Here is a 23,704-nt window from a genome sequence, read left to right on the forward strand (position 1 = left end):
GTTGCGCAGATGACTATCCTAGACTGGTTTCATTCCCGCTGGATAGCGTCCAAATGGCGCTGACCATTCAGATTTCACACAGGATTCAAGCTATGTCGCGACCTCCCTTGATCGGTGTCACCGCCTGCCGTCAGCAGTTGGGCAAGTATTCTTCTCACACCGCAGGCGACAAGTACGTCGAGGCTGCAGCCTTCGCCGGCATGCCGGTGATTCTGCCTGCACTCGAGGTGCCCACCGAGCCTGCGCAACTGCTCGCGTCGCTGGATGGCCTGCTGTTTACCGGCTCGCCGTCCAACGTCGAGCCGCGTCACTACAATGGACCGGCGAGCGTGGAGGGCACCGCTCATGATGTATTCCGGGACCGCACCACACTGCCGCTGCTCAGGGCTGCCATCGCTCAGGGCGTGCCGGTGTTGTGCATTTGCCGCGGTTTTCAGGAGCTGAATGTCGCTTTTGGCGGCAGCCTGCATCAGCGGGTTCAGGAGTTGCCCGGCTATCTGGATCATCGTGAGCCGCAAAGCGAGGTGCTGGCGGTGCAGTACGCGCCAAAGCATGCTGTACAGGTGCAGCCTGGCGGTTTGCTCGACTCGCTCGGGCTGGGCCCGGGCTTCGAGGTCAACAGCCTGCACAGTCAGGGTGTCGATCGTCTGGCGTCGGACCTGCGCGCAGAAGCATTGGCCCCCGACGGTCTGGTCGAAGCGGTGTCCATGCCCGGCGCGCCAGGCTTTGTGCTGGGTGTGCAGTGGCATCCGGAATGGGAGTTCATGGACAACCCCGTGTCGCTCAACCTGTTCAAGGCCTTCCGCGAGGCCTGCCAGAGCTATGCGCGCAACCACCGCTAGAGCGATGAGCTGCTGAGTGTTGCGGGCAAACGTGATTTAATATCCGGCTTGACGGCTTCGGGTAATGGACGATCCATTGCGCCGGGGCGCTGCCTCATTCACCGGATATCTTTCACATAAGGCCACTATGGATACGGGAGCACGACTCAAACTGGTGCGTGAAAGCTACAAGCTGTCACAGCGTGAGCTCGCCCGACGCAGTGGTGTGACCAATGCCACGATTTCCCTTATCGAACAAAATCGTGTCAGTCCTTCCATCAGCTCGCTGAAAAAGCTGCTTGAGGGGATTCCCATGACGCTGGCGGATTTTTTCACATTCGATCAGCCTCCGGGACATGATCAGTACGTGTTTCGAGCCGGTGATCAACCCGATCTGGGGCGCAACGGTGCCCGTTTGCTGCTGGTGGGCGCGACCCTGCCAAGCCGGCAGATGCGTTTTCTGCGTGAGCAATACGCGCCGGGTGCCGACTCGGGCGATGAGCCGATCGTTCACAGCGAAGGCGAGGAGTGCGGTCTGGTGACGCGCGGCACCGTGGAGCTGACCATCGATGGGCAAGTCAACATTCTCGGTCCGGGGGACGGCTATTACTTCCCGACCACCTTGCCGCATCGCTTCCGCAATATTGGCCAGGACGAAGCCGAGATCATCAGCGCCAACACGCCGGCCAACTTCTAGCATGCGCTTGCTGGCAGGCGTCACGATAACGTGATGATCGTTCAGCACGTCTGGCAACACGTCTGGAAAAAATTCAACTGACCAGCGCTGTCGGCCTGTAACCCTGCGGGTTCATGCACTGCCAGCGCCAGGCGTCGGTGAGCATCGAATCAAGGTTGAACCTGGCTCGCCAATCCAGCTCGCGCGCTGCTTTTCCCGGATCGGACCAGCATGCTGCAATGTCTCCGGGCCGGCGTGGTTCAAAGATCAACGGCACAGCTTTGCCGGAGATACGTTCGAAGGCTTGCACCACCTCAAGCACCGAATAACCCTGTCCTGTGCCCAGATTCCAGACGGATACGCCACGTTCGTCATGAATTTTGTCCAGCGCCTTCAGGTGTCCCTCGGCCAGATCCATCACATGAAGGTAATCACGCACACCTGTTCCGTCCAGCGTGGGGTAGTCACTGCCGAATATGTGCAGGGCAGGGCGTAGTCGATTGGCAACCTGCAGCAGGAAGGGCAACAGGTTGTTCGGCGTGTTGCAGGGTGACTCGCCCATCAGGCCGGACGGATGCGCACCAATGGGGTTGAAGTAGCGCAGCAGACCGATGGACCAGCGTGGATCCGAGCGGGCGACGCTTTGCATCACATGCTCGGCCATCAGTTTGGAGTGCCCGTAAGGATTGGTCGGTAAACCCAGTGGGCAGTTCTCATCCAGCGGCATTTGCTCACACCCGCCGTAAACCGTCGCGGATGAGCTGAATAACAGGTCGAACACGCCTGCTTCTGCCATTGCCTGACACAAGTTGACGCTGCCGCTCACGTTGGTCTCGAAATAGCGCAGCGGCTCTCGAACGCTTTCGCCCACCGCCTTGAGTCCGGCGCAATGCACCACTGCCTTGACAGGGTACTGAGCGAACAGCCGGTGCAACGTCGCTTTGCTGCGCACGTCGCCGTGGATGAACGCAACCTGTCGCCCGCAGAGTTCCTCTATCCGTCTTAACGGCTCTCGCGAACTGTTGCACAAGTTATCAAGCACGACGACATCGCGGCCATCTTCAAGCAACTCGAGCGCGATGTGAGCGCCAATGTATCCCGCACCACCGGTAACCAGAATCATGATTGTCCTCCCTGGATTTTCGCCGCCTCGGCAAGAAGCGAGCTGACGGCTCGTCGTCGTGACCTTTCTCAACAGGACGACAGAGGAGCCTCGCTTGCGAAAATCAGGACCAGACCACCGCGTGGGGAAAACGTACTGCAGGTGCCAAAAAAACATTCGCTCAAGACTAGGGGCGTATTTGTTCCGCCGAGTTCAACGGTTCATTCTCAACGGCGCCTACCCTTTATCGGAATCAACGAACAGCGGCCTGGGCGCGTGTTCGAAACCCATGAGCCGGTCTATGGTTGCTCCATGCATGTGATTGTTCCATGTACGCAACAGCCGCCACTGCCTATCCTCATCATGAATGCCGTCGAAGTTCAGCCCTTTTCAGAGCCCTTCAGTTTCATCCAGGACTTTTTAACAGAAGGGAAAACTCTATGAACGGTGTTCAAACGATTCAATCCGAGACGTCGGCCTTAACCAGAGTCGAGGCTGCCATCAGGCCTTTACTGCTGTGCCTGTCCCATCTGCGATGGGGGTTTGTCTATCAGCGTCCTCAGCACATCATGTCGCGAATGGCGCAGGATTATCAGGTGGTGTTTCTTGAGGAGCCTGTTCTGTCGGACTCCCCTGATATCCGGCTTGAACAACTGCCGCAAGCGTGCGGTGTCACGGTACTGGTGCCGCACCTGCCCCGGAAAATGCAGCCTGATGAGGTGATCACTGCACAGCGCGCATTACTGAATCGTTTTATCGATGCACAACACTTCGGTGAGTTGCTGTTGTGGTATTTCACCCCGATGAGCCTGGCGTTTACCGACCACCTCAGCGCGCACGTGACGATCTTCGATTGCATGGACGAATTGTCTGCGTTCAAAGGTGCGCCGCCAGCGCTTGTCGAACAGGAAAAAGCCTTGATGAAGCGCGCAGATGTTGTGTTTACTGGCGGCTTCAGCCTATGGGAGACCAAGCGTCTGCAGCATGCAAATGTGCACGCCATGCCCAGCAGCGTCGATGTCGTGCATTTTGCAGCCGCTCGCAGCGGGCAGTCTGACCCTGAGGATCAACAGTACATCCCCTATCCAAGGCTTGGCTTTTTCGGCGTCATTGACGAACGTTTTGATATCGGGCTGATTCAGCAACTGGCCGAGTTGCAGCCGCACTGGCAAATCGTCTTGATCGGCCCCGTGGTGAAAATCGACCCGGCAAGCCTGCCGCATTTGGCCAACGTCCATTATCTAGGCAGCAAGTCCTATGACGACTTGCCAGCCTATCTGTCGGGCTGGGACGTTGCGTTGATGCCATTTGCGCTGAACGACTCCACACGCTTTATCAGCCCGACCAAGACGCCGGAATACCTGGCTGGCGGCTGCCCGGTGGTATCAACCCGGATTGCCGATGTTGTCAGAGCGTATGGTGAGTCGGGTGTTGTGGCCATTGCCGATGACGCCGACGGGTTTGTGCGCGCGATTCAAGAGGCCCTGGCGCACAAAGGTACTATCGATTTTCTTCGCAAAGTTGACGCATTGCTGGTTGGCGAGTCCTGGGACAACACGTGCGCGGCCATGAAGGCGCAAATCGCCCTGGTGGCCATCGGGGAGCACATCGAATGCCTCGGATAAATCTTGAATCAGCCGCGCGTGAAAAGACGCCCTATGACTTTCTGATCGTCGGTGCAGGTTTTGCAGGCAGTGTGTTGGCGGAAAGGCTGGCGGCGGGATCGAGCAAGCGCGTTTTGTTGATCGACCGACGTCCACATATCGCGGGTAACGCTTACGATCACCTGGACAGTGCCGGGGTGTTGGTTCATCAATACGGGCCCCATATATTCCACACCAACGCTGAGCGGATTGTGGAATACCTTTCACGATTTACCGAATGGCGCGATTACGAACACCGTGTGCTCGCCAGCGTAGACAAACAACTGCTGCCTGTTCCGATCAACCTCGATACGCTCAACAGCCTGTACGGCTTGCAGATGAATGAACAAGAAGCCGAAGCGTTTCTTGCCAGCCGCGCCGAGCCTGTCGAGACGATAAGAACCTCCGAAGACGTTGTGATCAGTCAGATTGGTCGGGAGCTGTACAAGAAGTTTTTCCGTGGCTATACCCGCAAACAATGGGGGCTGGACCCTTCGCAACTGGACCGGTCGGTCACCGCCCGAGTACCTACCCGTACCAACTCGGACAGTCGTTACTTCACGGACACTTTTCAGAAAATGCCGCTGCATGGCTACACGCACATGTTTGAACAGATACTCAACCACCCGCTTATCGATACCGTACTGGGGGTCGATTTTGCCGATGTGCGCAAGGCGGTGAAGTATTCGCATTTGATCTATTGCGGGCCGATCGATGAATACTTCGGTTATTGCTACGGCCGTCTTCCGTATCGGTCGTTGCGTTTCGAGCACAAGACCGTTGATCAGGCGCAGTTTCAATCGGTGGCGGTGATCAACTACCCGGATGAGGCAGTCCCTCATACGCGCATCACCGAATACAAGCACCTTACCGGTCAACAGCACGCCAGAACCAGTCTCAGCTACGAGTTTCCAAGTGCCGAGGGCGACCCTTATTACCCCATTCCCCGACCCGAAAATGCCGAGTTGTACAAGCGTTACAAAGCATTGGCCGATCAGTCGGATGAAGTCACTTTCCTTGGGCGACTGGGCACCTACAAGTATTACAACATGGACCAGGTCGTGGGCCAGGCGTTGGCGTTGTACCAGCGGCTGGCCCATGACTTCCCTGAGCAACCTCCCGAACCGATTGAACAGCCTGCGCGAGGTTGAGCATGGGCGGTCTGTTCGACAGTTTTTTCATCGGCGGATTCGAGTGCGCCAGCCATCGACGAGGTGACGGTGTGCGACTCGACCTGCTTCACACCACCGGGCACGACCGCTGGACGCAGGAAGATTTTGCCGCAGTGGCCGAGTGCGGAATGCGTACTGTACGTGACGGTCTGCGCTGGCATCTGATTGAAGCCCGCCCAGGTTGTTACGACTGGAGCAGTTTTCTGCCCATGTTGCGAGCCGCGCGGCATCAGGGCACCCAAGTCATCTGGGACTTGTGCCATTACGGTTACCCTGATCATCTGGATGTCTGGCGGCCGCAGTTTGTCGAGCACTTTGCGCGTTTTGCCGCTGCGGTGGCTCAGCGCGTCAAGGACGAAGGGGAGACCGCACCTTTCTATTCGCCGATCAATGAGATTTCGTTCTGGAGTTGGGCCGGGGGCGACATGGCTTATTTCAACCCCGGTAGTGAGCAGCGCGGCATGGAACTCAAGCATCAACTGGTCCGGGCCAGTATTGCGGCAATAGACGCGATACGCATGATAGAGCCCAACGCGCGTTTTATTCAGGCCGAGCCATTGATTCATGTAGTACCGGCGACACGTGGCAGCGGAGATGCTGCGGCAGCAGAGCGCTATCGGCTGGCGCAGTTCGAAGCCTGGGATCTTTTATCCGGACGGCAATGGCCTGGGCTGGGCGGCCGCCCCGAGTATCTGGATATCCTGGGCGTCAACTTTTATCCGCATAATCAATGGCAGCTCAATGGCCATAAACTTACGCACGACGATCCGCAGTACAGGCCTTTTCAGGGCATGTTGAGCGAGTTGCACGGGCGATACGGCAGACCGATATTGATTTCTGAAACCGGTGCGGAAGACGTTCAGCGTCTGCCCTGGTTCAATTACGTTTGTGCCGAGGTCGGCAAGGCGTTGAGGGCCGGCGTACCTGTGCAAGGTATCTGCTGGTATCCCGTTCTCGATTATCCGGGCTGGGATGACGGCCGATACTGTCCGGCGGGGCTGCTGGGTTATGCAGACGGGCAGGGTACGCGGGCGATCTTTGGCCCTTTGCAGGTGGCGTTGCGCGACAACACGCTTGAATTGGCGGCTCTCATTCGAGAAAAGAATGGAAAACCGGCCGTTTGAGTAAGCGTTTCGGGAGTGCGTGACCCCTCAAATGAATATAATTCGATTTTTGTCAGATACCTGAGAACCCTTTTGAGGCTGCGCCAGTCCTAGCCATGAGAGAGCAGGCGCAATAGCCCAATAAACAGTCTTGGAGTTTCTGGAGTGTCGGAAAATAAAACCCGGGTCGACAATGCGGCGACGGGAGATATCAAGCATCAGGGGAAAGATATCTTTTTCGCGGCGGTAGAAACGACACGGATGCCGATGATCGTGACGGACCCCAATCGCCCGGACAATCCCATCATCTTTGCCAACCGGGCATTTCTGGAAATGACCGGCTATGCGTCAGAGGAAATCATCGGTAGCAACTGCCGATTTCTTCAAGGGCCGGACACTGATCGGACGGCGGTGCAGTCGATTCGCGATGCAATTGACCAGCGCGTCGATATCTCCACTGAAATTCTCAACTACCGTAAAGACGGCTCCTCGTTCTGGAATGCCCTGTTTATTTCTCCGGTCTATAACGACGCAGGCGAGCTTATTTATTTTTTTGCATCGCAACTGGACATCAGTCGCCGTCGAGATGCCGAAGAAGCATTGCGTCAGGCACAGAAGATGGAAGCGCTGGGGCAGCTTACCGGTGGCATCGCGCACGACTTCAATAACCTGCTGCAAGTGATGGGCGGTTATATTGATCTGATCGGCAGTGCGGCAGAGAAACCCGTCATTGATGTGCAGCGTGTCCAGCGCAGTGTTCATCACGCCAAGTCTGCCGTCGAACGCGCCAGTACGTTGACCAAGCAATTGCTGGCGTTTGCCCGTAAACAGAAACTGCAGGGGCGAGTCCTCAATCTTAATGGTCTGGTCTCCACGACAGAACCGCTGATCGAGCGTACTTTTGGCCCGGAAGTGATTATCGAAACCGATCTGGATCCGGCGCTGAAGAACTGCCGTATTGATCCGACCCAGGCAGAAGTTGCCTTGCTGAACATTTTCATCAACGCCCGGGACGCGCTGATTGGCAGGCTCAACCCCAAGATATTCATCGAAACCCGTAACCTGGTCGTCGATGAGCTGGCCAATATGTCCTATGACGGCCTGTTACCTGGCCGTTATGTCTCTATTGCGGTCACGGACAATGGCATTGGCATGCCTGCGAGTATCCGTGATCGGGTAATGGACCCGTTTTTTACCACCAAGGAAGAAGGCAAGGGCTCCGGGCTCGGCCTGTCGATGGTCTACGGCTTTGCCAAACAGTCGGGTGGTGCGGCGCGTATTTATACCGAAGAAGGTGTCGGCACCACGCTGCGCCTGTATTTCCCGGTAGACGAAGCCGTTCTGAGCAAAAACGATCCGCCGAAAGCTTCGGAACGGCGCATTGGCAGTTCCGAGCGGATCCTGATCGTGGAAGATCGTCCTGATGTGGCCGAACTGGCGAAGATGGTGCTGGATGATTATGGCTATGTCTCGGAAATTGTCCTCAATGCCCGTGAGGCACTGAAGCGCTTCGAGGCCGGCAGTACGTATGACTTGCTGTTCACCGACCTGATCATGCCGGGCGGGATGAACGGTGTGATGCTCGCGCGGGAAGTCAGGCGCCGGTTTCCGAAGGTCAAGGTGCTGTTGACCACCGGCTACGCTGAGAGCTCGATCGAGCGAACCGACATTGGCGGCTCCGAGTTTGAGGTGGTGTCCAAGCCCTGCATGCCGCAGGACCTCGCCAGGAAGGTCAGGCAGGTCCTCGACGGGCCGAACGGTATCGCCTGACGATACTGACAATGAACACATGAAGGCCTGCCTGTTCTCAGTCGGGCCTTCATGCTGTTTGGCGCGGTCTTTATTACGATACCTGCGCAAACACTTGTGAGTGTTGCGTATAGCCAGTGAGTGTCGGCATTCAAAAAGGCGGGCAGTCGGTTAATTCCCGTCTGTTATTAACGGACATCACACAACTCCCAATAGTTAGAGCAAACAGCCTAATAAAACAAAAAGTGTGTAAATCGCTTGGAGCATAGGGCAAAGGTTACGTTCCCTTGATGTGCGTCAGTATCAATACAGTTCTATTGTGTTGGGCCCAGCCTGAAAAAAAGTCTATAAAATTTTTAAACTTCTTGAACGTCTTCTGGGTCATTGATGTGTACGCCACACATGTGTGCGTTTACTGCCAATGACTCAAAGGACTATGACTATGATTCGCGACGACCGTATCGCCCCAGGTGCCCCTGTGTACCACGAAACTCATGCAGCGGCTCCGCTGCTTAAACGAATCTCCTGGAGTGCGATTCTGGCCGGTGTTGTTCTGGCCATGGTTGTTTCGCTGTTGCTGAACCTGTTGGGTACGGCAATCGGAAGTGCCAGTATCGATCCCATGCAGGAAGCCAATCCATTGTCCGGCATTGGTACGGGCGCAGGTATCTGGGTCGTTGTAAGCTCGGTGATCTCGCTGTTCGTCGGCGGCTGGGCCGCTGGACGTCTGGCGCAGCGCGAAGGTGCGTTTCATGGCCTGCTGGTGTGGGCGAGCGTCTCGCTGATCACTGTTTATCTGGTCTCCAGCGCAGTGACCGGCGTCGTGCGCGGCGGCCTTAACCTGGCGGGCAGCGGCATGTCGGCACTGGGCAGCGGTATCGCACAGGTGGCTCCGGCCGTTGGCAGCAAGATTCAGGATCAATTGCGCGCCCAAGGCATTGATTTCAATCTGGACGATATCCAGGGCGAAATCGAAACAGCCATGCGTCAGACCGGCAAGCCCGAGCTGAACCCTGACAACGTCAAGCAGGAAGCGCAAGCGACTCAGCAAGATGCGCAGAATACTGCCAAGCAGAGCGCGCAGAACCCTCAGCAAGCTGACGAGCAATTGAGCGGCCTGATGGATCGCATCAAAGCTAAAGGCGACCAGGCGTGGGACGCCGCTGACCGTCAGGCGCTGGTCAATCTGATCAAGGCGCGTGGCAACAAGACTGACGCCGAAGCCAACCAGATCGTCGATCAGGCTCAGGCCAGCTACCGTCAGGCGTATGCCAAGTATCAGGAACTGAAAGCTCAGGCCGAACAGAAAGCCCGCGAAGCGGCTGAAGTGACCGCCAAGCGTGTTTCGCAAGGTGCCTGGATTCTGCTGATCACGCTGGTGATCTCGGGTCTGGTAGCTGCGGGTGCAGGCGTACTGGGTCGTCGCACTCAGCCGCCAGCCAAGGTTGTTGCTGCGGTCTGATTCACTGCAATAAGACTTGAACGGAAGCACCAGACGGGGAGCGTTGATCGCTCCCCGTTTTTATTCATGATGCAGGCGATTGATGGCGTGCAGTTGATACTGATGCAGTCGACATTTTTTGATTGAGGTTACCTTTCGGCAAATCCTCAATCTTCCACCACCTCATCATCCTGTTCTGCAATCTGCTTATTAAAAGAGCGTTCAAAGAGCAAGCGTTCTGCCAAAGAGCTACCAGGAATATCGTTGATTTCAACGGTAGCCCCCGTGTCATCGGCATGGGTCACTCTGATTCGCTTCCCGGATAAAACGTCGTCTGCCGACCCACCTTGCCGCAACGGAGCGTCATTCATGCCATGTATGCCTGATGGCGTTGTGTCCACGAGCGTGTTGGAGACGGAGTTGCCATTAAAACGAGCGATTCTCACAATCACACCATTGACAAATGGATCGTCAGTTGGCCAGTTTTCAAAGCCGGGTGAAGGCTTGCGGAATTCCAGCGTGAGATAACTGCCATCGCTACGAAACAGGCGTAAGCCTTTGACCACTTCGGGATCCGCCGCTCTGAACAAGGGTGCAATGTTATAGGTGCCATTTTTCATCACTTCAGGAAATTGGTCATCAGTGAGCCAGCCCGCGTAGTACAAATAAGGAATGGGGTAAAGACGTGACCCCCCACCATTCAGGGTATCCGAAGGGTCAGCGCTATTAGTGACTGCGCACCCACTGGCGCCGATTTGCACAACTTCCCGACTATTGTAAGGGCAGCGCTCCAGCGAGGTCGCATGAGGTCCGCCGAGGCTATGACCGAATTCGTGTTGCCACATCCATGGCTTGTGGCCCGAATTATTTCCCATGGCCCACCAGCCCGGCATCGCAGCAAGCCCACCCCAGGAGCACGAAGTAGAAGGAATCTCAACGGCGACATAATCGTAATTATCCCTGTCAGTTCCCTTGTCGCGTGCGAGTTCTATCGCTTTGTTCCTCAGTTCAGTGGACGGGCAACCTGAAGGTCTTGGGCCCAGGTCTAGACCGGTCACCGCATCCCCGATGAACTTCAGATGATCGCCGGAGGAAAAAGAGACCGCGTTGACAAATGATGTGTTATCACCAGGCGCTCCGAAGAAGGCCTCCCTGGTGGCCTCGAAGTCGGTTTCTGGCTTGTCACTGTATCGGGTGTGCAGCAGGAGAACTTTTCTATCGCCTACGATGGGGCGTCTGGGGATCTTGGGTACTGCCAATTCAAAGTTCCATGTCACTGCCTTCGACCGTGACTCCGGCACCATCTGGATGGTGTTACCTGCAAAGCCCAGAACTTCGTTATCACCGACAAGGTCGTTGCGATATTTATTGGCCAGTACAAACCCTTCTATGAGGGGAATGAAGTTCCTGTTGTAACTCCAGGAACGCTCCGAGGTATACCCGGTACCTTGGCAGTTGATCATTTTACTAGTTGACCCTAAGCACTTTTCTGTATCCCTGTCCAGCAGCGCGCGATTGGTCAATTTGTCATACCCCGGTACGATGACGGACATTCGCCAGTCTTGGCCGGGCACACTTTTACAGGGAGAAAACTCGACGCTGACTTCATCTGCAGACAACGCGAGGCACGTTTCCTGCCCTTTTTCAACGTTCCTGATGTAACCATAACGCTTGGCGATACTCCAGTTCGCCGAGCCTTGTTCTTTGCCACCCAATATCAACTGTTCGCTGGCATTGATTTGTAGGTAGTTAGCCATTCCCAGATCACTGATATATTTGTTTGACAGCTGACTGGGGTTGTTGCCGTCCCGATTCCACAGTCGCTTGGACTGATAATCATGACTGCCCGCGCTGGCACACGCGGCCATTTTTACGCTGTTGGCATTCGCCGCAAACAAACACATTTCTTGCGCTGATGTGGACAGCAGTTTGTTTTTTACATAAAGCCTTTTTTCCTTGGGCGTAAAAGTCCATTGCTGACTGTCCCTCCCCAGGCACTTTTGCAGTACCACACTGGTCATGTCACCCGTCAGTGTTAAACAGGCGTCCGGGCCATTCACTGTACTGATGATTTCTTCGTAAAGAGGTTGGGTGATTGTCCAGTGTGATGAAGCTCCCTCTGCAGGGCCAAATACCAACTGCCCGCTTCCATCACTGAGCAGGTAGTTATCAAAGCCTAAATCCTTGATGTATTTATTTGATAACACGCTGGTGTGGTCACCGTCTCTGCTCCAGAGTCGCAAGGATTGATAGTCGTTGCTGTCGGCGCTGGCACAGGTTTTCATGCTGACGTGACGTGGATTCGACGCTGACAAACACATGGCCTGCGTTGATCCGCCTAACGCCTTGTTTTTTAGGTACAGCATGGACCCTGATGACACAAAGATCCATTGTTGATAATCGGTGTTGACACACTTCTGCAGTGAGACAGAACTTAAATCACTGTCGAGGGTTAAACAGACCTGCTCACCTTGCGCAATGCTGATGATCTGCTCATAAGGATTCATCTCCGTAGAAAAGGCGTTTGAATGAAAAAAACCCAGGAAAAACACGTACGTGAAAGCCGGCATTGTTTTCATAACTCTCCCTGTTGCTTGTGTCGGCGCATCCCTTGCGCCGTCTGTATTTTGCTTGCCCTATAACTGTTTCTGAACTAAAAGTTCGCGGTTAACACAGGATCGACCAACACGGCCAGGTCACGCTTAGGCATGACCTGCATCAGGCTGGCTTATCTGTAAGATTAGTAGACCTGCGAAGAGATTTATTGGGCCCGATCACCGGTCGCATCCTGCATGTCGGATGCGTTCTGGGCCACGGGGAGTCTGCGCCAGGTCAGGCGTTCACGGCCGACTTTTTGCCGAGCTTTTAAACAAGCGTTGAGTGGCTGTCTGGTGTGCCGCCGGTTAACAATTCTTCAACAATTGGCGACTTATACTTCGCCAGACCGATTCGCTTCTTTGCTTGCCCCCCGTCAACCCGGTACCTACCTTGATGACTTCTCGTGTGCTTTCACCGTTGCTGTTGTTGCTGGGTGCAATGCTGTTTTTCCTCGCGTTGGGCAATCACCAATTACAAAACTCGACAGAACCCCGCGTGGCGGGCATTGCCATGGAAATGCACCTGAGTGGCAACTGGGTCACTCCGAAACTGAACGATCAACCGTTCCTGGAAAAGCCGCCGATGAGTGTCTGGCTCGACGCTGCGTCCATCGGGGCGTTCGGTGCGACTCCCTGGACGGTCAGGCTCGCGTCCGCCTGTGCGGGGCTGTTCAGCGTGTTGCTGCTGTACAGCATGCTGCGTCGCTTCGGGCGACCTGCCTCCGTGGCGTGGGTGGCTGCATTCATGCTCGCGACCCAGGCCAGCTTCTGGAGCAATTCGCGGCAGGTGGGCGAGGACGCGTTGCTGGCGCTGGGTGTGAGCATGGCGCTACTGGGGTTCTTTCACGCCAGTCAGCGTCTGCGCAGCGACGGATCTTCTGCAGGGGCTTGGTTGCTCTTCGTAGTAGGGATCGCGCTGGCAACCCTGAGCAAGGGTGTGCTGGGCCTCGCGATGCCGGGTGTGGTCATTTTCGCCTGGCTGGTGTGCGAGTCGGTGCAGAGCAAACGCATTGTTCCCGTCCACTGGCTACGCCCGGCGATGTTCACCGTCCTGGCTTTGGTGCCTTTGCTGGTATGGCTGTGCTTTCTATACGGGCAGGGCGGTACGCAGTCGTTGAAGGACGTGCTCTGGACCAACAGTGTCGGACGCTTTAGTGGTTCGTTCGAAGAGGCAGGGCATTACGAGCCCGTGCATTATTACCTGAGCAAACTGCCTGAAGCGTTTTTGCCGTGGAATGTGCTCGTCTATCTGGGGCTGTGGCATTTCCGTAAACAGCTGCTGGCCAATCGTTACCTGCTGTTTTTCAGCCTGTGGCTGATCGCGCAGTTCCTGCTATTGTCGCTGGCCTCGAGTAAACGCATGGTTTATCTGATGTCACTGGCCCCGGCGGCGGCAGTCATCGCGGCGGAATATGCCTTTGTGTTGGGCGAGCGCATCAAGGCACGCTCGCAAGGCTCTGCATCTGCAGCGTTTGTGCTACGAAACCGACGGGCGATGACGGTTGCCGGGGTTGTATTGATCGTGACGGGGTATCTCGGCGCAGCCCTATGGCTGGAACCGCGAGCGGACCGGCAGTTGTCGTTCCTGCCGCTGACCGACAAGGTTCATGCTCTGCAGGTCCAGGGACGGCATGTTGTTTTGTTTCAGCCCAGTGAGCGGCTGGCAGGGGCCAGCGTGTTCTACAGCCAGAGCTTGCTGGACACGTTCACGTCCAGTGCTGAATTGAGCACCTTTCTGACCCGTGCCGACGGCAATGTGGCGCTAATGGAAAGCCTGCAGCTTCCCGAGCCACCCTTGCGAATGGTCGACAGCGTCAAGGTCGGCGAGCGTATCTACTATTTCGTTACTCAGGGTCCAGCGACCGTCGGCAACTGACGGCCACCGGAGCAGGGCCGTTACACAACCTGGCTGCTGACAAGCGGATTACAGGCCGTCCACTGTTTTTGCGGGATTGGCAGATCGCATGACTCGCCACGCCCGATGGGGAAGTAGTGGAAGCCGCGTTTTGCCAGTCGTTCGGTGTCGTACAGATTGCGCCCGTCGAAGATGACTGGTGCGCTCAGCCGCTGCTGGATCAACTCGAAATCCGGAGCTTTGAACTGTTGCCATTCGGTGCAGACGATCAATGCATCGGCTTCATTGAGCGCCGACTCTGGCGTGCCCATGAGCATCAGGTCCTTGCGATGGCCATAAATGCGCTGGGTTTCCTGCATGGCCTCGGGGTCGAACGCCCGCACGCTGGCACCAGCCTCCCACAACGCTTCCATGAGTACGCGGCTGGGGGCATCGCGCATGTCGTCGGTGTTGGGTTTGAACGCCAGGCCCCACAGGGCAAAGGTCTTGCCGCGCAGATCGCCCTGATAGAACGCGTTGACGCGCTCGAACAGTTTGTTCTTCTGCCGTTCGTTGATCGCCTCGACCACCGACAACAGATCGTTGGAGCAATGGGCCTCCCGGGCGCTGTGAATCAACGCACGGATGTCTTTGCCAAAACACGAACCGCCGTAACCGCAACCGGGGTAGATGAAGTCGTAACCGATGCGTGAGTCGGCGCCAATGCCCAACCGCACCGACTCGACGTCCGCGCCCAGATGCTCGGCCAGTTCGGCGATCTGGTTGATGAAGCTGATCTTGGTTGCCAGCATGCAGTTGGCGGCGTACTTGGTCAGTTCGGCGCTGCGCAGGTCCATGAACATGATCCGCTCATGATTGCGGTTGAACGGCGCATACAGTTCGCGCATGACGTTGCGCACCGCTTCATTTTCGCAGCCGATGACGATACGGTCCGGGCGCCGGCAATCGTTGACCGCCGAGCCCTCCTTGAGAAACTCCGGGTTGGAGACGATATCGAACTGCAGCAGCCGGCCGGCCTGACGCAGCGCCTTGTCGATATGGCCGCGCAAGGCGTCGCCACTGCCGACCGGCACGGTGGACTTCTCGACGATGATCAGCGGTTCGCGTCGATGCCGGGCGACGGCTTCGCCCACCGCGAAAAAGCCGCTCAGGTCGGCGGAGCCATTGGCTCGGGACGGCGTGCCTACCGCAATGAACAGGACCTCGGCATGTTCCACTGCCAGCTGCTCGTCGGTGGTGAAGCACAGACGCTGCTGGTCGAGGTTTTCACGTACCAGATTGGCCAGGCCAGGCTCGTAGATATGCACCTGGCCCTGACGCAACTGGTCGATTTTGGCCTGATCGATGTCCATGCAGACCACATCGTGGCCGACTTCGGCGAGCACGGTCGCTTGTACCAGGCCGACATATCCGCTACCGAAAACGCTGATTTTCATGGGAAAGATCCTGAGGTGATGGCCGGGGAATGCGCCGGAGGTTGATGGTCAAGACACCTGCCACGATCAGGCTGACACCCACAGTTTTCGATACCGTGAACGTCTCGTGGAAAAATGGCAGCGCTGCGGCGAGCGTATAAACCAGCGCGTAGCTGATACTGAGCAGCGAATAGGCACGGCTCAGGGGCAAGACCCGAAGGGCCAGTAGCCAGAAAAGCATGGAGAGCGCGTAAGCGGTGATCGAGGCGCAGACGACCCTCAGGGCGCTGAGATCAAGCTGCGCATGTTCCTGCATTTTGAGCCATTGAACGGGCGAGGGCAGGCGGCTCATGCTCCAGCGCATGCCCAGTTGCGCCGCGCTGACCAGCGCCACACTGGCCATGGCGCACAGGGTTGCCCGGCGGTGGGTCACGCCTGGCGTCCCAGCTGAAATACCCCGACAAGAATCAGCGCAATACCCAGCCAGTGCCGTACGTCAACCGGCTCGTTGAACACATAGCGACCTGCCAGCGTGATCAGCACGAAGTTAACACCCAGCATCGGATACGCGATGCCGACGTCCAGGCGTTGCAACACCAGCAGCCATATCAGCAGGCCGGACCCAAGGCAGGCCAGCGCCAGCCATAGCGAGCGCAGCGCTGCAAACACGCCGGGAAATGCGCCACGCCAGCCTTGTACCGCGTACTTCTGCGCGATCTGGCCCAGGCAGGTCAGCAGGCATGCGCTTGCCAGCATCAGCCAGGTCACGATGCGGATTTCTCGTAAACGAGGATGGCCAGGTTGCCTTCGTCATAGCGCTGACCATCCCTAGGAAGACTTTCGAGCTCTTTCAGTTCCTCATCGCTCTTGCCACGCATGATGACGCCGACCCGGCCCTGGCTGCGGGCGTTCTTCATCCAGGCATCGATGTCCTGCAGGCGGACTTCGCGGCCCTGCACATCCGGGTAGCCCAGGCCGTATTCCAGCTCGCCCCAGGTGTTGAACAGTGCAACATCAGGCCGCTTCAGGCGCCACGCCAATGCCGAGGCAGCGCCCAGATCGTTGCTCAGCAACTGCGTGCAGCCCGCCAGTTCGGCCTGGTGCCTGACCACGAACGGGTCGGGAGTCTTGTTGTTGATCACATCGTTTGGCAGTGCTGCGGGCAGCAATGCGATCAGCAACCAGCTGCCCAGTGCCGGCGTGGCCCAGCAGGTTAGGGGGCGCAAGCCTTGCAGGGCGTTGGCGAGTGTCCATCCGAAAAGCATGATGATTGCCAGTGACAAATGCATCGGTTCGTTTTCGTAGACGGGCTGCTTGAGTTGCAGGTAGATCAACGCCACAAGCCCAAGAAAAGTGACGGTCGCGTTGAATATTCCGTTCGCGCGCAACGCTGTGCTGTGGCCTCGATCGAGGCGCTCGACCAGAGTGTTGGCCATCAGCAGCGCCAACGGCAGCAGGCACGGCAGTATGTAGGTCGGCAATTTGCCTTTGCTCAGGCTCAGAAACGCCAGTGGCAGCAGCAGCCACAGCAGCAAAAAGGCAATGTCAGGGCGGTTTTTTTCCTGCCATGCCTGTTGCAGTGTTGCCGGCAGCAGCAGTGCCCACGGCACACAGGCCGCCACCAGCAGCGGCATATAGAACCACCAGGGCTGGGCATGCTGCGCATTGTCCCCGGCAAAGCGGCGAATATGCTCGTGCCAGAAGAAGTAACGCCAGTAGTCGGGCTCTTGCTGGTGGATCGCCAGTGCCCACGGCAGGCAGACGGCGATGGCAATCAATACCGCGAGCGGGCCGAATCTGAGCAACTCGGCCAGGCGTCGCTGGCACAGCATGTAGGGCAGGGCGATGATGACGGGCAGTGCCCAGGCGAGAAAGCCCTTGGTCATGAACCCTATCCCGCAGGCCACGCCGACTAACGCCCATGCCGCCAGACGCGCCCGACCGACGCTGTGCACGGCGTACCAGAATGCCAGCAGTGTCACGTTGGTCCAGAAGGTGAATTGCGGATCAAGATTGGCGTAACCCGCCTGGCCGGCGACAAAGCCGAAGCTCATGAACAGCAAGGCGCTGGCGAACTGCTTGCGCGGGTCGTTCCAGATCTTGCCGGCCAGCAGATAGGCCAGCAGCACGCTCAAGCCGCTGGCCAGTGCCGAGACAATGCGCACGCCGAACAGGTTCTCGCCAAAGACCTGCTGCCCCAGTGCAATCAGCCAGTAACCGGCAGCCGGTTTTTCGAAGTAACGCAGCCCCATGAAGTGCGGCGCAATCCAGTTGCCGCTGTAGAGCATTTCCTGGCTGATCTGCGCATAGCGGGTTTCATCGGGAATCCACAGGCCGTGAAAGCCCAGCGGCAGCAGATAAGCCAGCACGAACGCCAATAACAGCAGTACAAGATGACGATGCCTGACGTGCATCACTGCTGCACCCCCAGCCAGCCTTCGCGGCCAGGCAGGTGGCCGCGAACGATATGCCCGGAAGGCAACCGTTCGATAGCATCTGGCAACAGATGACCCAACGGCGCGAAGTGGATGCCCTGAGTATTGGCCCGCTTTAACAGTTGCCTGAAACCGTCGGCCATGATGATCCCTTCCACCTCGGCGTGAAGGGTGTAGACATTGAGCCGTCGTGCGGCGAAGCGGCCGAGAATGTAGTCGTTGAACGCATCCGGCTTGAGGTGCGCGCCGATCACCTCATCGAAGGTCGGCAAGTCCACCGGAATCTGGGTGGTGCCGAGGCTACCGTCGGCCAGCAACGGGCGAAACAGGCTGGCGCCACGGCAGTCACTGTTGTAACGAAAGCCAAACGCCTCTTTGGCCTGCACGACGCGCTGGTCGGCGCGCCAGCCTGCCGCCGCAGAGCAGACCACCGGGTGGCCGAGGATGTCGCTCAGGCAATCGACCCCACGGTGTATCTGGGCGGTCAACTGTCGGTCGCTCCAGTGTCCGGCATTGGCTTGCCAGCCATGATGATCCCACGCATGCAGGCCGATTTCGTGACCGGCATCCAGCGCGCGACGCATCAGCGGGCCGAGGTCCCGGCCGATCGGTTTGCCCGGCCATGCGGTACCGGCCAGCAGAATGTCCCAGCCATACAGGCTCGCCGCCCTGGAGCGCAGCATCTTCCAGAAGAACGTGGGCCTTACCAGGCGCCACAGATGGCGCCCCATGTTGTCGGGGCCGACACTGAAAAAGAAGGTCGCCTTGACCTGCGCTTCGTCGAGTATGTCCAGCAGCCTGGGCACGCCCTCAAGGGTGCCCCGGTACGTGTCGACATCGATTCTCAGGCCTGCCTGCATCAGCACTGATCCGCTTTTTCAGCCATGGCTTCGCGCAGAAAGAAATCCAGGGTTTTGCCGATGGTTTCGCTCAGCTCGATACCCGGCGTCCAGCCAATCAGCTTTTTGGCGTTGTCGATGCTCGGCGTGCGATGGCTGACATCCTGATAGCCCTTGCCATAGAAGGACTGGCTTTCGACTTCACGAAAGCCCGCGAAAGGCGGGAAATGGCCGCGCAACGGATGGGCCTCGAACTGGCGAAGCAGCTCTTCACCCAATTGACGGATGCTGGCTTCGTTGTCGGGGTTGCCGATGTTGATGATCTGTCCGTTACAGCGCCCATCGCGGTTTTCGATGATCCGCGCCAGCGCTTCGATGCCGTCGACGACATCGGTGAAACAGCGCTTCTGGGCGCCGCCGTCCACCAGGCGAATGGGCGTGCCTTCGACCAGGTGCAGGATCAGTTGGGTGATGGCCCGCGAACTGCCAATGCGCGCCGAATCCAGGCGGTCCAGACGCGGTCCCATCCAGTTGAACGGGCGAAACAGGGTGAATTGCAGGCCTTTCTGCCCGTAGGCCCAGATCACCCGGTCCAGCAGTTGCTTGGACACCGAGTAGATCCAGCGCTGCTTGTTGATCGGGCCAACGACCAGGTTGGAGGTGTCCTCGTTGAAGTTTGCGTCCTGGCACATGCCATAGACTTCGGACGTGGACGGGAAAATCACGCGCTTGTTGTACTTCACGCAGTAGCGGACGATCTTCAGGTTCTCTTCGAAATCCAGCTCGAAGACCCGCAGTGGATTGCGCGTGTATTCAATCGGCGTGGCGATAGCCACCAGCGGCAGCACGACATCGCACTTTTTGATGTGGTATTCGATCCATTCGGTGTGGATGCTGATGTCACCTTCGATGAAGTGAAAGTTCGGCTTGGCACGCAAGCGCTCGATAGCGTCCGAGCCGATATCCATGCCGTAGATTTCGTAACGGTCATCCTGCAACAGACGCTCTGACAGGTGGTTACCGATGAAACCGTTGACGCCGAGGATCAACACGCGGGTACGACGAACCGACCGGCGCTTTGCCTTATCGAGCAGTTGCGAGCCTGCTACCAGCCCGAATTCGCGTGCCAGTTGCTCACCACTGAGGTACAAGCCGTTGTCACCGCGTTGCCCTGCGGTGATGACCAGCGAACCCTCGCCACAGGCGATACGCAACGGCTCGTGACTGATGACCGTGCCGGGCGCCTCGCCATTGCTGCTCGTGTCCACGCTGGCAGACCAGACAATCAGCTTGTTGTCGCCGACCGGGCAAAACGCGCCAGGGTAGGGCTGTGTTACCGCGCGGATCAGGTTATAGAGCTGAGTGGCTGGCAGCGACCAGTCGATCAAACCGTCGGCCGGGGTGCGCCGACCGAAATACGTCGCACGCGATTCATCCTGGGGTGTCGCTGGCAGTTGCCCTTGCGCCGCCAGCAGGGGCAGTGTCTCGCAGAGCAGGTCAGCGGCGGCGTCACGCAATTTGCCATGCAGCGTCAAGGCGGTATCGGTGGCACTGATCGAGACCCGCTGCTGGGCGACTATCGGCCCGGCATCGGCGCGTTTGACCATCTGATGCAGGGTAACGCCGGTTTCGCTTTCGCCGTTGACCAGCACCCAGTTGGCCGGCGCGCGTCCGCGATAACGCGGAAGCAGCGAGCCATGCAGGTTCAGCGCAGCTTTTTTCGCGCAGGCCAGCAACGAATCGCCGAGTAACTGGCGATAGTAGAAGGAGAAAATGAAGTCCGGCGCCAGTTTGCCGATGCGCTCTACCCATAGCGGGTGATTCGGGTCCTCGGGGGCATGCACCGCAATGCCGTGCCGGGCGCACAGCTGCGCCACGGAGCCGAAAAAGGTTTTTTCCCTGGGGTCGTCGGCATGGGTGAATACGGCAGCAATTTCATAACCTGCATCCAGCAACGCTTGCAGGCCGACACAGCCAATATCGTGATAAGCGAAAACGACAGCTTTAGTGCTCATGGCGCGACCTTGTTCATATAGGGAGTTACAGAGGAATCAATGCTGTCGGTGGCAACCGGTGACGAGCTGCGCACGACCTTTTCGATGAAGAACCGCGGACGCGCACGCACATCGCTGTACATCCGGCCCAGGTATTCACCCAGCAGTCCCATGCCGATGAACTGCCCGCCGGTGAATACGAACAGCACGGCAAACAGTACGAACATGCCGTCCCCGGCCCATGACGCGCCGAAGATCAGGCGCAGAACGATCAGCAGCGCCGCGAACGAGACACCGAGCAACGCCATGCTGAAGCCGATGATGCTGAGCAGGCGCAGGGGCGTGGTGGTCATGCAGGTGATCAGGTCGAACATGAGGTTGATCAGACGCATCGGGCTGTATTTGGAGTCGCCGTGCTCGCGTTCGGCGTGATCGACCAACACCTCGGTGGTGTGTCGCGCAAAACTGTTCGCCAGAATCGGAATGAACGTGCTGCGCTCGCGGCAGGCGAGCATGGCGTCGACAATCGTGCGTCGGTATGCGCGCAGCATGCAGCCGTAATCGTTCATGGCCACGCCGGTGGAGCGCTGCACGGCCAGGTTGATGAGCTTCGAGGGCCAGCGTCGCCAGGCGGAGTCCTGACGGTTGCTGCGCACCGTACCGACCACGTCGTATCCCTGTTCAGCGAGCTTTACCAGACGAGGGATTTCCTCGGGAGGATTCTGCAGGTCGGCATCGAGGGTGATGACCACGTCGCCCTGGCACTGCTCGAATCCGGCCATGATGGCGGCGTGCTGACCGTAATTTCGATTCAGGATCACAGCGACAAAGGGGCTGCCGGCGCGCTCGGCAGCCCGCTGGAGAATGTCTGCCGAGTCGTCTCGGCTGCCATCGTCGACCAGCACGATTTCGAAGCGGTGGTCGAGCTGTTCGCAGGCCGCTTCAGTACGGCGCAACAACTCTGGCAGGCTTTGTCGCTCGTTGTAGACAGGGATGACGATCGACACGAACTTGATCGGATACGGTTTCAATGGCTGGATTCCAGGGTCGATTCAATGGCACCGACAACCCGCTCGACATCATCGAGGCTCATGTCGGGGAACAGGGGGATGGAACACAGCCGTGATGAATTCCATTCAGTGTCGGGCAGGCGGACGTCGGGGAAACGTTTGCGGTAATAGCTGTGCAGGTGAGTTGCGATGAAGTGGATGCCGGTGCCGATGTTTCGCGCTTGCAAGGCCTTCATGAAGGCGTCGCGATCCAGCCCGCAGCGCTCGGGATCGATGCGCAGAATGAACAGGTGCCAGGCGTGTTGCTGGGCATGCCGGGGCAGGGCGAGAGGCAGAACGGGGCTGCTGGCCAGTCTTTCGAGGTAATGGCTGGCGAGCGCCTGGCGCTGTGCATTGATGGCGTCGAGGCGCTGCAACTGCACCCGCGCAATGCTCGCATTGATGTCGGCCAGGTTGTATTTGAAGCCAGGCTCCATGACCTCGGCCTGCGGTTTGCGACCCAGGGTCAGGCGATCGTAGGCATCGACACCCAGGCCATGGAATTTAAGCTGACGCACCCGATCAGCCAGCCGTGCGTTGTCGGTGACCAGCATCGCGCCTTCGGCACAGGTCATGTTCTTGATTGCGTGAAAAGAGAAGATCGCAGTGCCCTGCTGGCCGACCGGACGTCCTTGGTAAGCAGTGCCGGCGGCATGCGCAGCGTCTTCGATCACGATGATGCCGTGCCGGTCGGCCAGCACATACAGCGGGTCAAGATCGAATGCCGCGCCTGCATAATGCACTGGCAGGATCGCCTTGGTCCGCGGAGTGATGGCCTGCTCTATCAACGCGGCGCTGGTCATCAGGGTGTCGCGGTCGACATCGACAAACACCGGAGTGGCTCCCAGCAGGCAGATCATATTGGCTGTCGACACCCAGGTTTGCGACGGCGTAATCACTTCATCGCCAGGCCCTACACCCAGCGCCAGCAGCGCAACGTGCATTGCCCCGGTGGCCGAAGACAATGCCACTGCATGCTGCGCGCCGACCCGCGCGGCGAACTCTTCCTCCAGCTTCTGACATTCCGGTCCGGTGGTGATCCAACCGGAACGCAGCACGCGCGTCACTGCAGCAATTTCTTCATCGCCAATGGACGGCCGTGAAAAGGCAAGAAAAGTTTGACTCATCTACAGAGACTCTCCGAGTGAAGCAGCAGGGCCGAATATAAAAAAATCACACGACGAGTGCGCAAACATAGGTGCACGTGAGTGCGGTGAACTTAGGCGTTCAACTATGAAAATAATGTCCATGCGCTGTTGCTTTTTTGTATCGCCTGGCAGGCTGTCGAATCATAGAGTAGGGTGAAATTCAAACGCACGACAATGCCGTTAAGCGTCCATGTAGAATTATTAATCTGACGTTCAGGTTTCATCGAGCGCGTCATGAATAGACAGCATTAGTTCAGCTTGCTCATGATAATCATGAAAAGTTAAAGCGGATGATGCGTGTTGCAGTTGCAGGTTTTTTTAATGAAGTTTTCATGACCGAAAACGGGTTTTGTGTTGCTGGGCAGGGTCGAACCTGACCCCGGTCAGGTTGCTCGCAGACCATTTTCATTGGGGAGTATCGGCATTTTTCCCGGTTCTTTTACGAGGGGCTGCGCGTTCGCGTAAATCCCAGCTCAGAGGAACGACTGCACGAGTGCTATCAAGTGATATATATATAACCAAGCGGTATGACAGGGCTGTGTGGCGGAGAGCAACGTTGCTGATAATGGCCAGTTTGGCGCAGGCAAACATCAAGGTGTGAGTGGGCGTGTTATAGGGTCAAGACAGTTCGGCGCAAGCGTGCCGGTTGTTGTGGGGTGTTAAAG

General features: G+C 57.6%; 18 protein-coding genes. 8 read left to right on the forward strand and 10 right to left on the reverse strand.

What is annotated here, in order from left to right; genetic code table 11:
- The first annotated feature begins 92 nt into the window (after positions 1 to 92).
- Together KBY02_RS05960 and KBY02_RS05965 are read left to right on the forward strand one after the other, a co-directional pair.
- Positions 93 to 842, forward strand: a complete 750-nt coding sequence (locus tag KBY02_RS05960) for a gamma-glutamyl-gamma-aminobutyrate hydrolase family protein (protein ID WP_104684720.1) — start codon at positions 93 to 95, stop codon at positions 840 to 842.
- A gap of 127 nt (positions 843 to 969) precedes the next feature.
- On the forward strand, positions 970 to 1,518 hold the full coding sequence (locus tag KBY02_RS05965; RefSeq protein ID WP_058823090.1) for a cupin domain-containing protein: 549 nt from the start codon (positions 970 to 972) through the stop codon (positions 1,516 to 1,518).
- Positions 1,519 to 1,591: 73 nt separating this feature from the next.
- Here KBY02_RS05965 and galE read toward each other — a convergent pair whose 3' ends face one another.
- Positions 1,592 to 2,620: a UDP-glucose 4-epimerase GalE gene (gene galE / locus KBY02_RS05970; RefSeq protein WP_024660378.1), complete on the reverse strand. Its 1,029-nt coding sequence runs from the start codon at positions 2,618 to 2,620 to the stop codon at positions 1,592 to 1,594.
- Positions 2,621 to 3,039: 419 nt separating this feature from the next.
- Between galE and KBY02_RS05975 the strand changes: the two genes are divergently transcribed.
- From KBY02_RS05975 to KBY02_RS05995, 5 genes are all read left to right on the forward strand, one after another.
- The gene (locus KBY02_RS05975; protein WP_011267902.1) at positions 3,040 to 4,224 is read left to right on the forward strand and encodes a glycosyltransferase family 1 protein; all 1,185 of its coding nucleotides are present in this window, start codon (positions 3,040 to 3,042) and stop codon (positions 4,222 to 4,224) included.
- Positions 4,212 to 5,393 carry a UDP-galactopyranose mutase gene (gene glf / locus KBY02_RS05980; RefSeq protein ID WP_003401105.1) on the forward strand — a complete coding sequence of 394 codons (1,182 nt, stop codon included), beginning with the start codon at positions 4,212 to 4,214 and terminating at the stop codon, positions 5,391 to 5,393. The genes KBY02_RS05975 and glf overlap by 13 nt, the downstream gene beginning before the upstream one ends.
- A 2-nt stretch (positions 5,394 to 5,395) precedes the next feature.
- On the forward strand, positions 5,396 to 6,538 hold the full coding sequence (locus KBY02_RS05985; protein ID WP_003401106.1) for a family 1 glycosylhydrolase: 1,143 nt from the start codon (positions 5,396 to 5,398) through the stop codon (positions 6,536 to 6,538).
- Positions 6,539 to 6,682: 144 nt separating this feature from the next.
- Entirely contained in the window at positions 6,683 to 8,287 is a 1,605-nt protein-coding gene (locus KBY02_RS05990) for a hybrid sensor histidine kinase/response regulator (protein ID WP_024638141.1), read from the forward strand.
- 421 nt (positions 8,288 to 8,708) lie between these two features.
- Positions 8,709 to 9,728: a hypothetical protein gene (locus tag KBY02_RS05995; RefSeq protein WP_003401109.1), complete on the forward strand. Its 1,020-nt coding sequence runs from the start codon at positions 8,709 to 8,711 to the stop codon at positions 9,726 to 9,728.
- A gap of 146 nt (positions 9,729 to 9,874) precedes the next feature.
- Here KBY02_RS05995 and KBY02_RS06000 read toward each other — a convergent pair whose 3' ends face one another.
- The gene (locus KBY02_RS06000) at positions 9,875 to 12,286 is read right to left on the reverse strand and encodes a lectin (protein ID WP_011267899.1); all 2,412 of its coding nucleotides are present in this window, start codon (positions 12,284 to 12,286) and stop codon (positions 9,875 to 9,877) included.
- 412 nt (positions 12,287 to 12,698) lie between these two features.
- On the opposite strand from KBY02_RS06000, the gene KBY02_RS06005 reads away from it, so the two are divergent.
- A complete protein-coding gene (locus KBY02_RS06005; protein WP_024660374.1) occupies positions 12,699 to 14,180 on the forward strand; it encodes an ArnT family glycosyltransferase in 1,482 nt (493 codons plus the stop codon).
- Positions 14,181 to 14,200: 20 nt separating this feature from the next.
- Here KBY02_RS06005 and KBY02_RS06010 read toward each other — a convergent pair whose 3' ends face one another.
- From KBY02_RS06010 to arnB, 8 genes are read right to left on the reverse strand one after another with little or no spacing between them, the layout of a single operon-like run.
- Entirely contained in the window at positions 14,201 to 15,595 is a 1,395-nt protein-coding gene (locus KBY02_RS06010) for a UDP-glucose dehydrogenase family protein (RefSeq protein ID WP_003401114.1), read from the reverse strand.
- A complete protein-coding gene (arnF, locus tag KBY02_RS06015) occupies positions 15,573 to 15,977 on the reverse strand; it encodes a 4-amino-4-deoxy-L-arabinose-phosphoundecaprenol flippase subunit ArnF (RefSeq protein ID WP_231992663.1) in 405 nt (134 codons plus the stop codon). The genes KBY02_RS06010 and arnF overlap by 23 nt, the downstream gene beginning before the upstream one ends.
- Before the next feature lie 26 nt (positions 15,978 to 16,003).
- The gene (arnE, locus tag KBY02_RS06020) at positions 16,004 to 16,342 is read right to left on the reverse strand and encodes a 4-amino-4-deoxy-L-arabinose-phosphoundecaprenol flippase subunit ArnE (protein ID WP_003401117.1); all 339 of its coding nucleotides are present in this window, start codon (positions 16,340 to 16,342) and stop codon (positions 16,004 to 16,006) included.
- On the reverse strand, positions 16,339 to 17,988 hold the full coding sequence (arnT, locus tag KBY02_RS06025; protein WP_225649996.1) for a lipid IV(A) 4-amino-4-deoxy-L-arabinosyltransferase: 1,650 nt from the start codon (positions 17,986 to 17,988) through the stop codon (positions 16,339 to 16,341). The genes arnE and arnT overlap by 4 nt, the downstream gene beginning before the upstream one ends.
- Positions 17,988 to 18,869 (reverse strand): 4-deoxy-4-formamido-L-arabinose-phosphoundecaprenol deformylase, encoded by an 882-nt coding sequence (gene arnD, locus KBY02_RS06030; protein ID WP_103753922.1) that lies wholly within the window; start codon positions 18,867 to 18,869, stop codon positions 17,988 to 17,990. The genes arnT and arnD overlap by 1 nt, the downstream gene beginning before the upstream one ends.
- Positions 18,869 to 20,863 carry a bifunctional UDP-4-amino-4-deoxy-L-arabinose formyltransferase/UDP-glucuronic acid oxidase ArnA gene (arnA, locus tag KBY02_RS06035; RefSeq protein ID WP_024651953.1) on the reverse strand — a complete coding sequence of 665 codons (1,995 nt, stop codon included), beginning with the start codon at positions 20,861 to 20,863 and terminating at the stop codon, positions 18,869 to 18,871. Before arnA ends, arnD begins: the two co-directional genes overlap by 1 nt.
- On the reverse strand, positions 20,860 to 21,873 hold the full coding sequence (arnC, locus tag KBY02_RS06040; protein WP_024642182.1) for an undecaprenyl-phosphate 4-deoxy-4-formamido-L-arabinose transferase: 1,014 nt from the start codon (positions 21,871 to 21,873) through the stop codon (positions 20,860 to 20,862). Before arnC ends, arnA begins: the two co-directional genes overlap by 4 nt.
- Entirely contained in the window at positions 21,870 to 23,018 is a 1,149-nt protein-coding gene (gene arnB / locus KBY02_RS06045; protein ID WP_116800043.1) for a UDP-4-amino-4-deoxy-L-arabinose aminotransferase, read from the reverse strand. The genes arnC and arnB overlap by 4 nt, the downstream gene beginning before the upstream one ends.
- Positions 23,019 to 23,704 lie beyond the last annotated feature (686 nt).

The organism is Pseudomonas sp. P129, from assembly GCF_020312195.1.
Lineage (GTDB): Bacteria > Pseudomonadota > Gammaproteobacteria > Pseudomonadales > Pseudomonadaceae > Aquipseudomonas > Aquipseudomonas fragariae.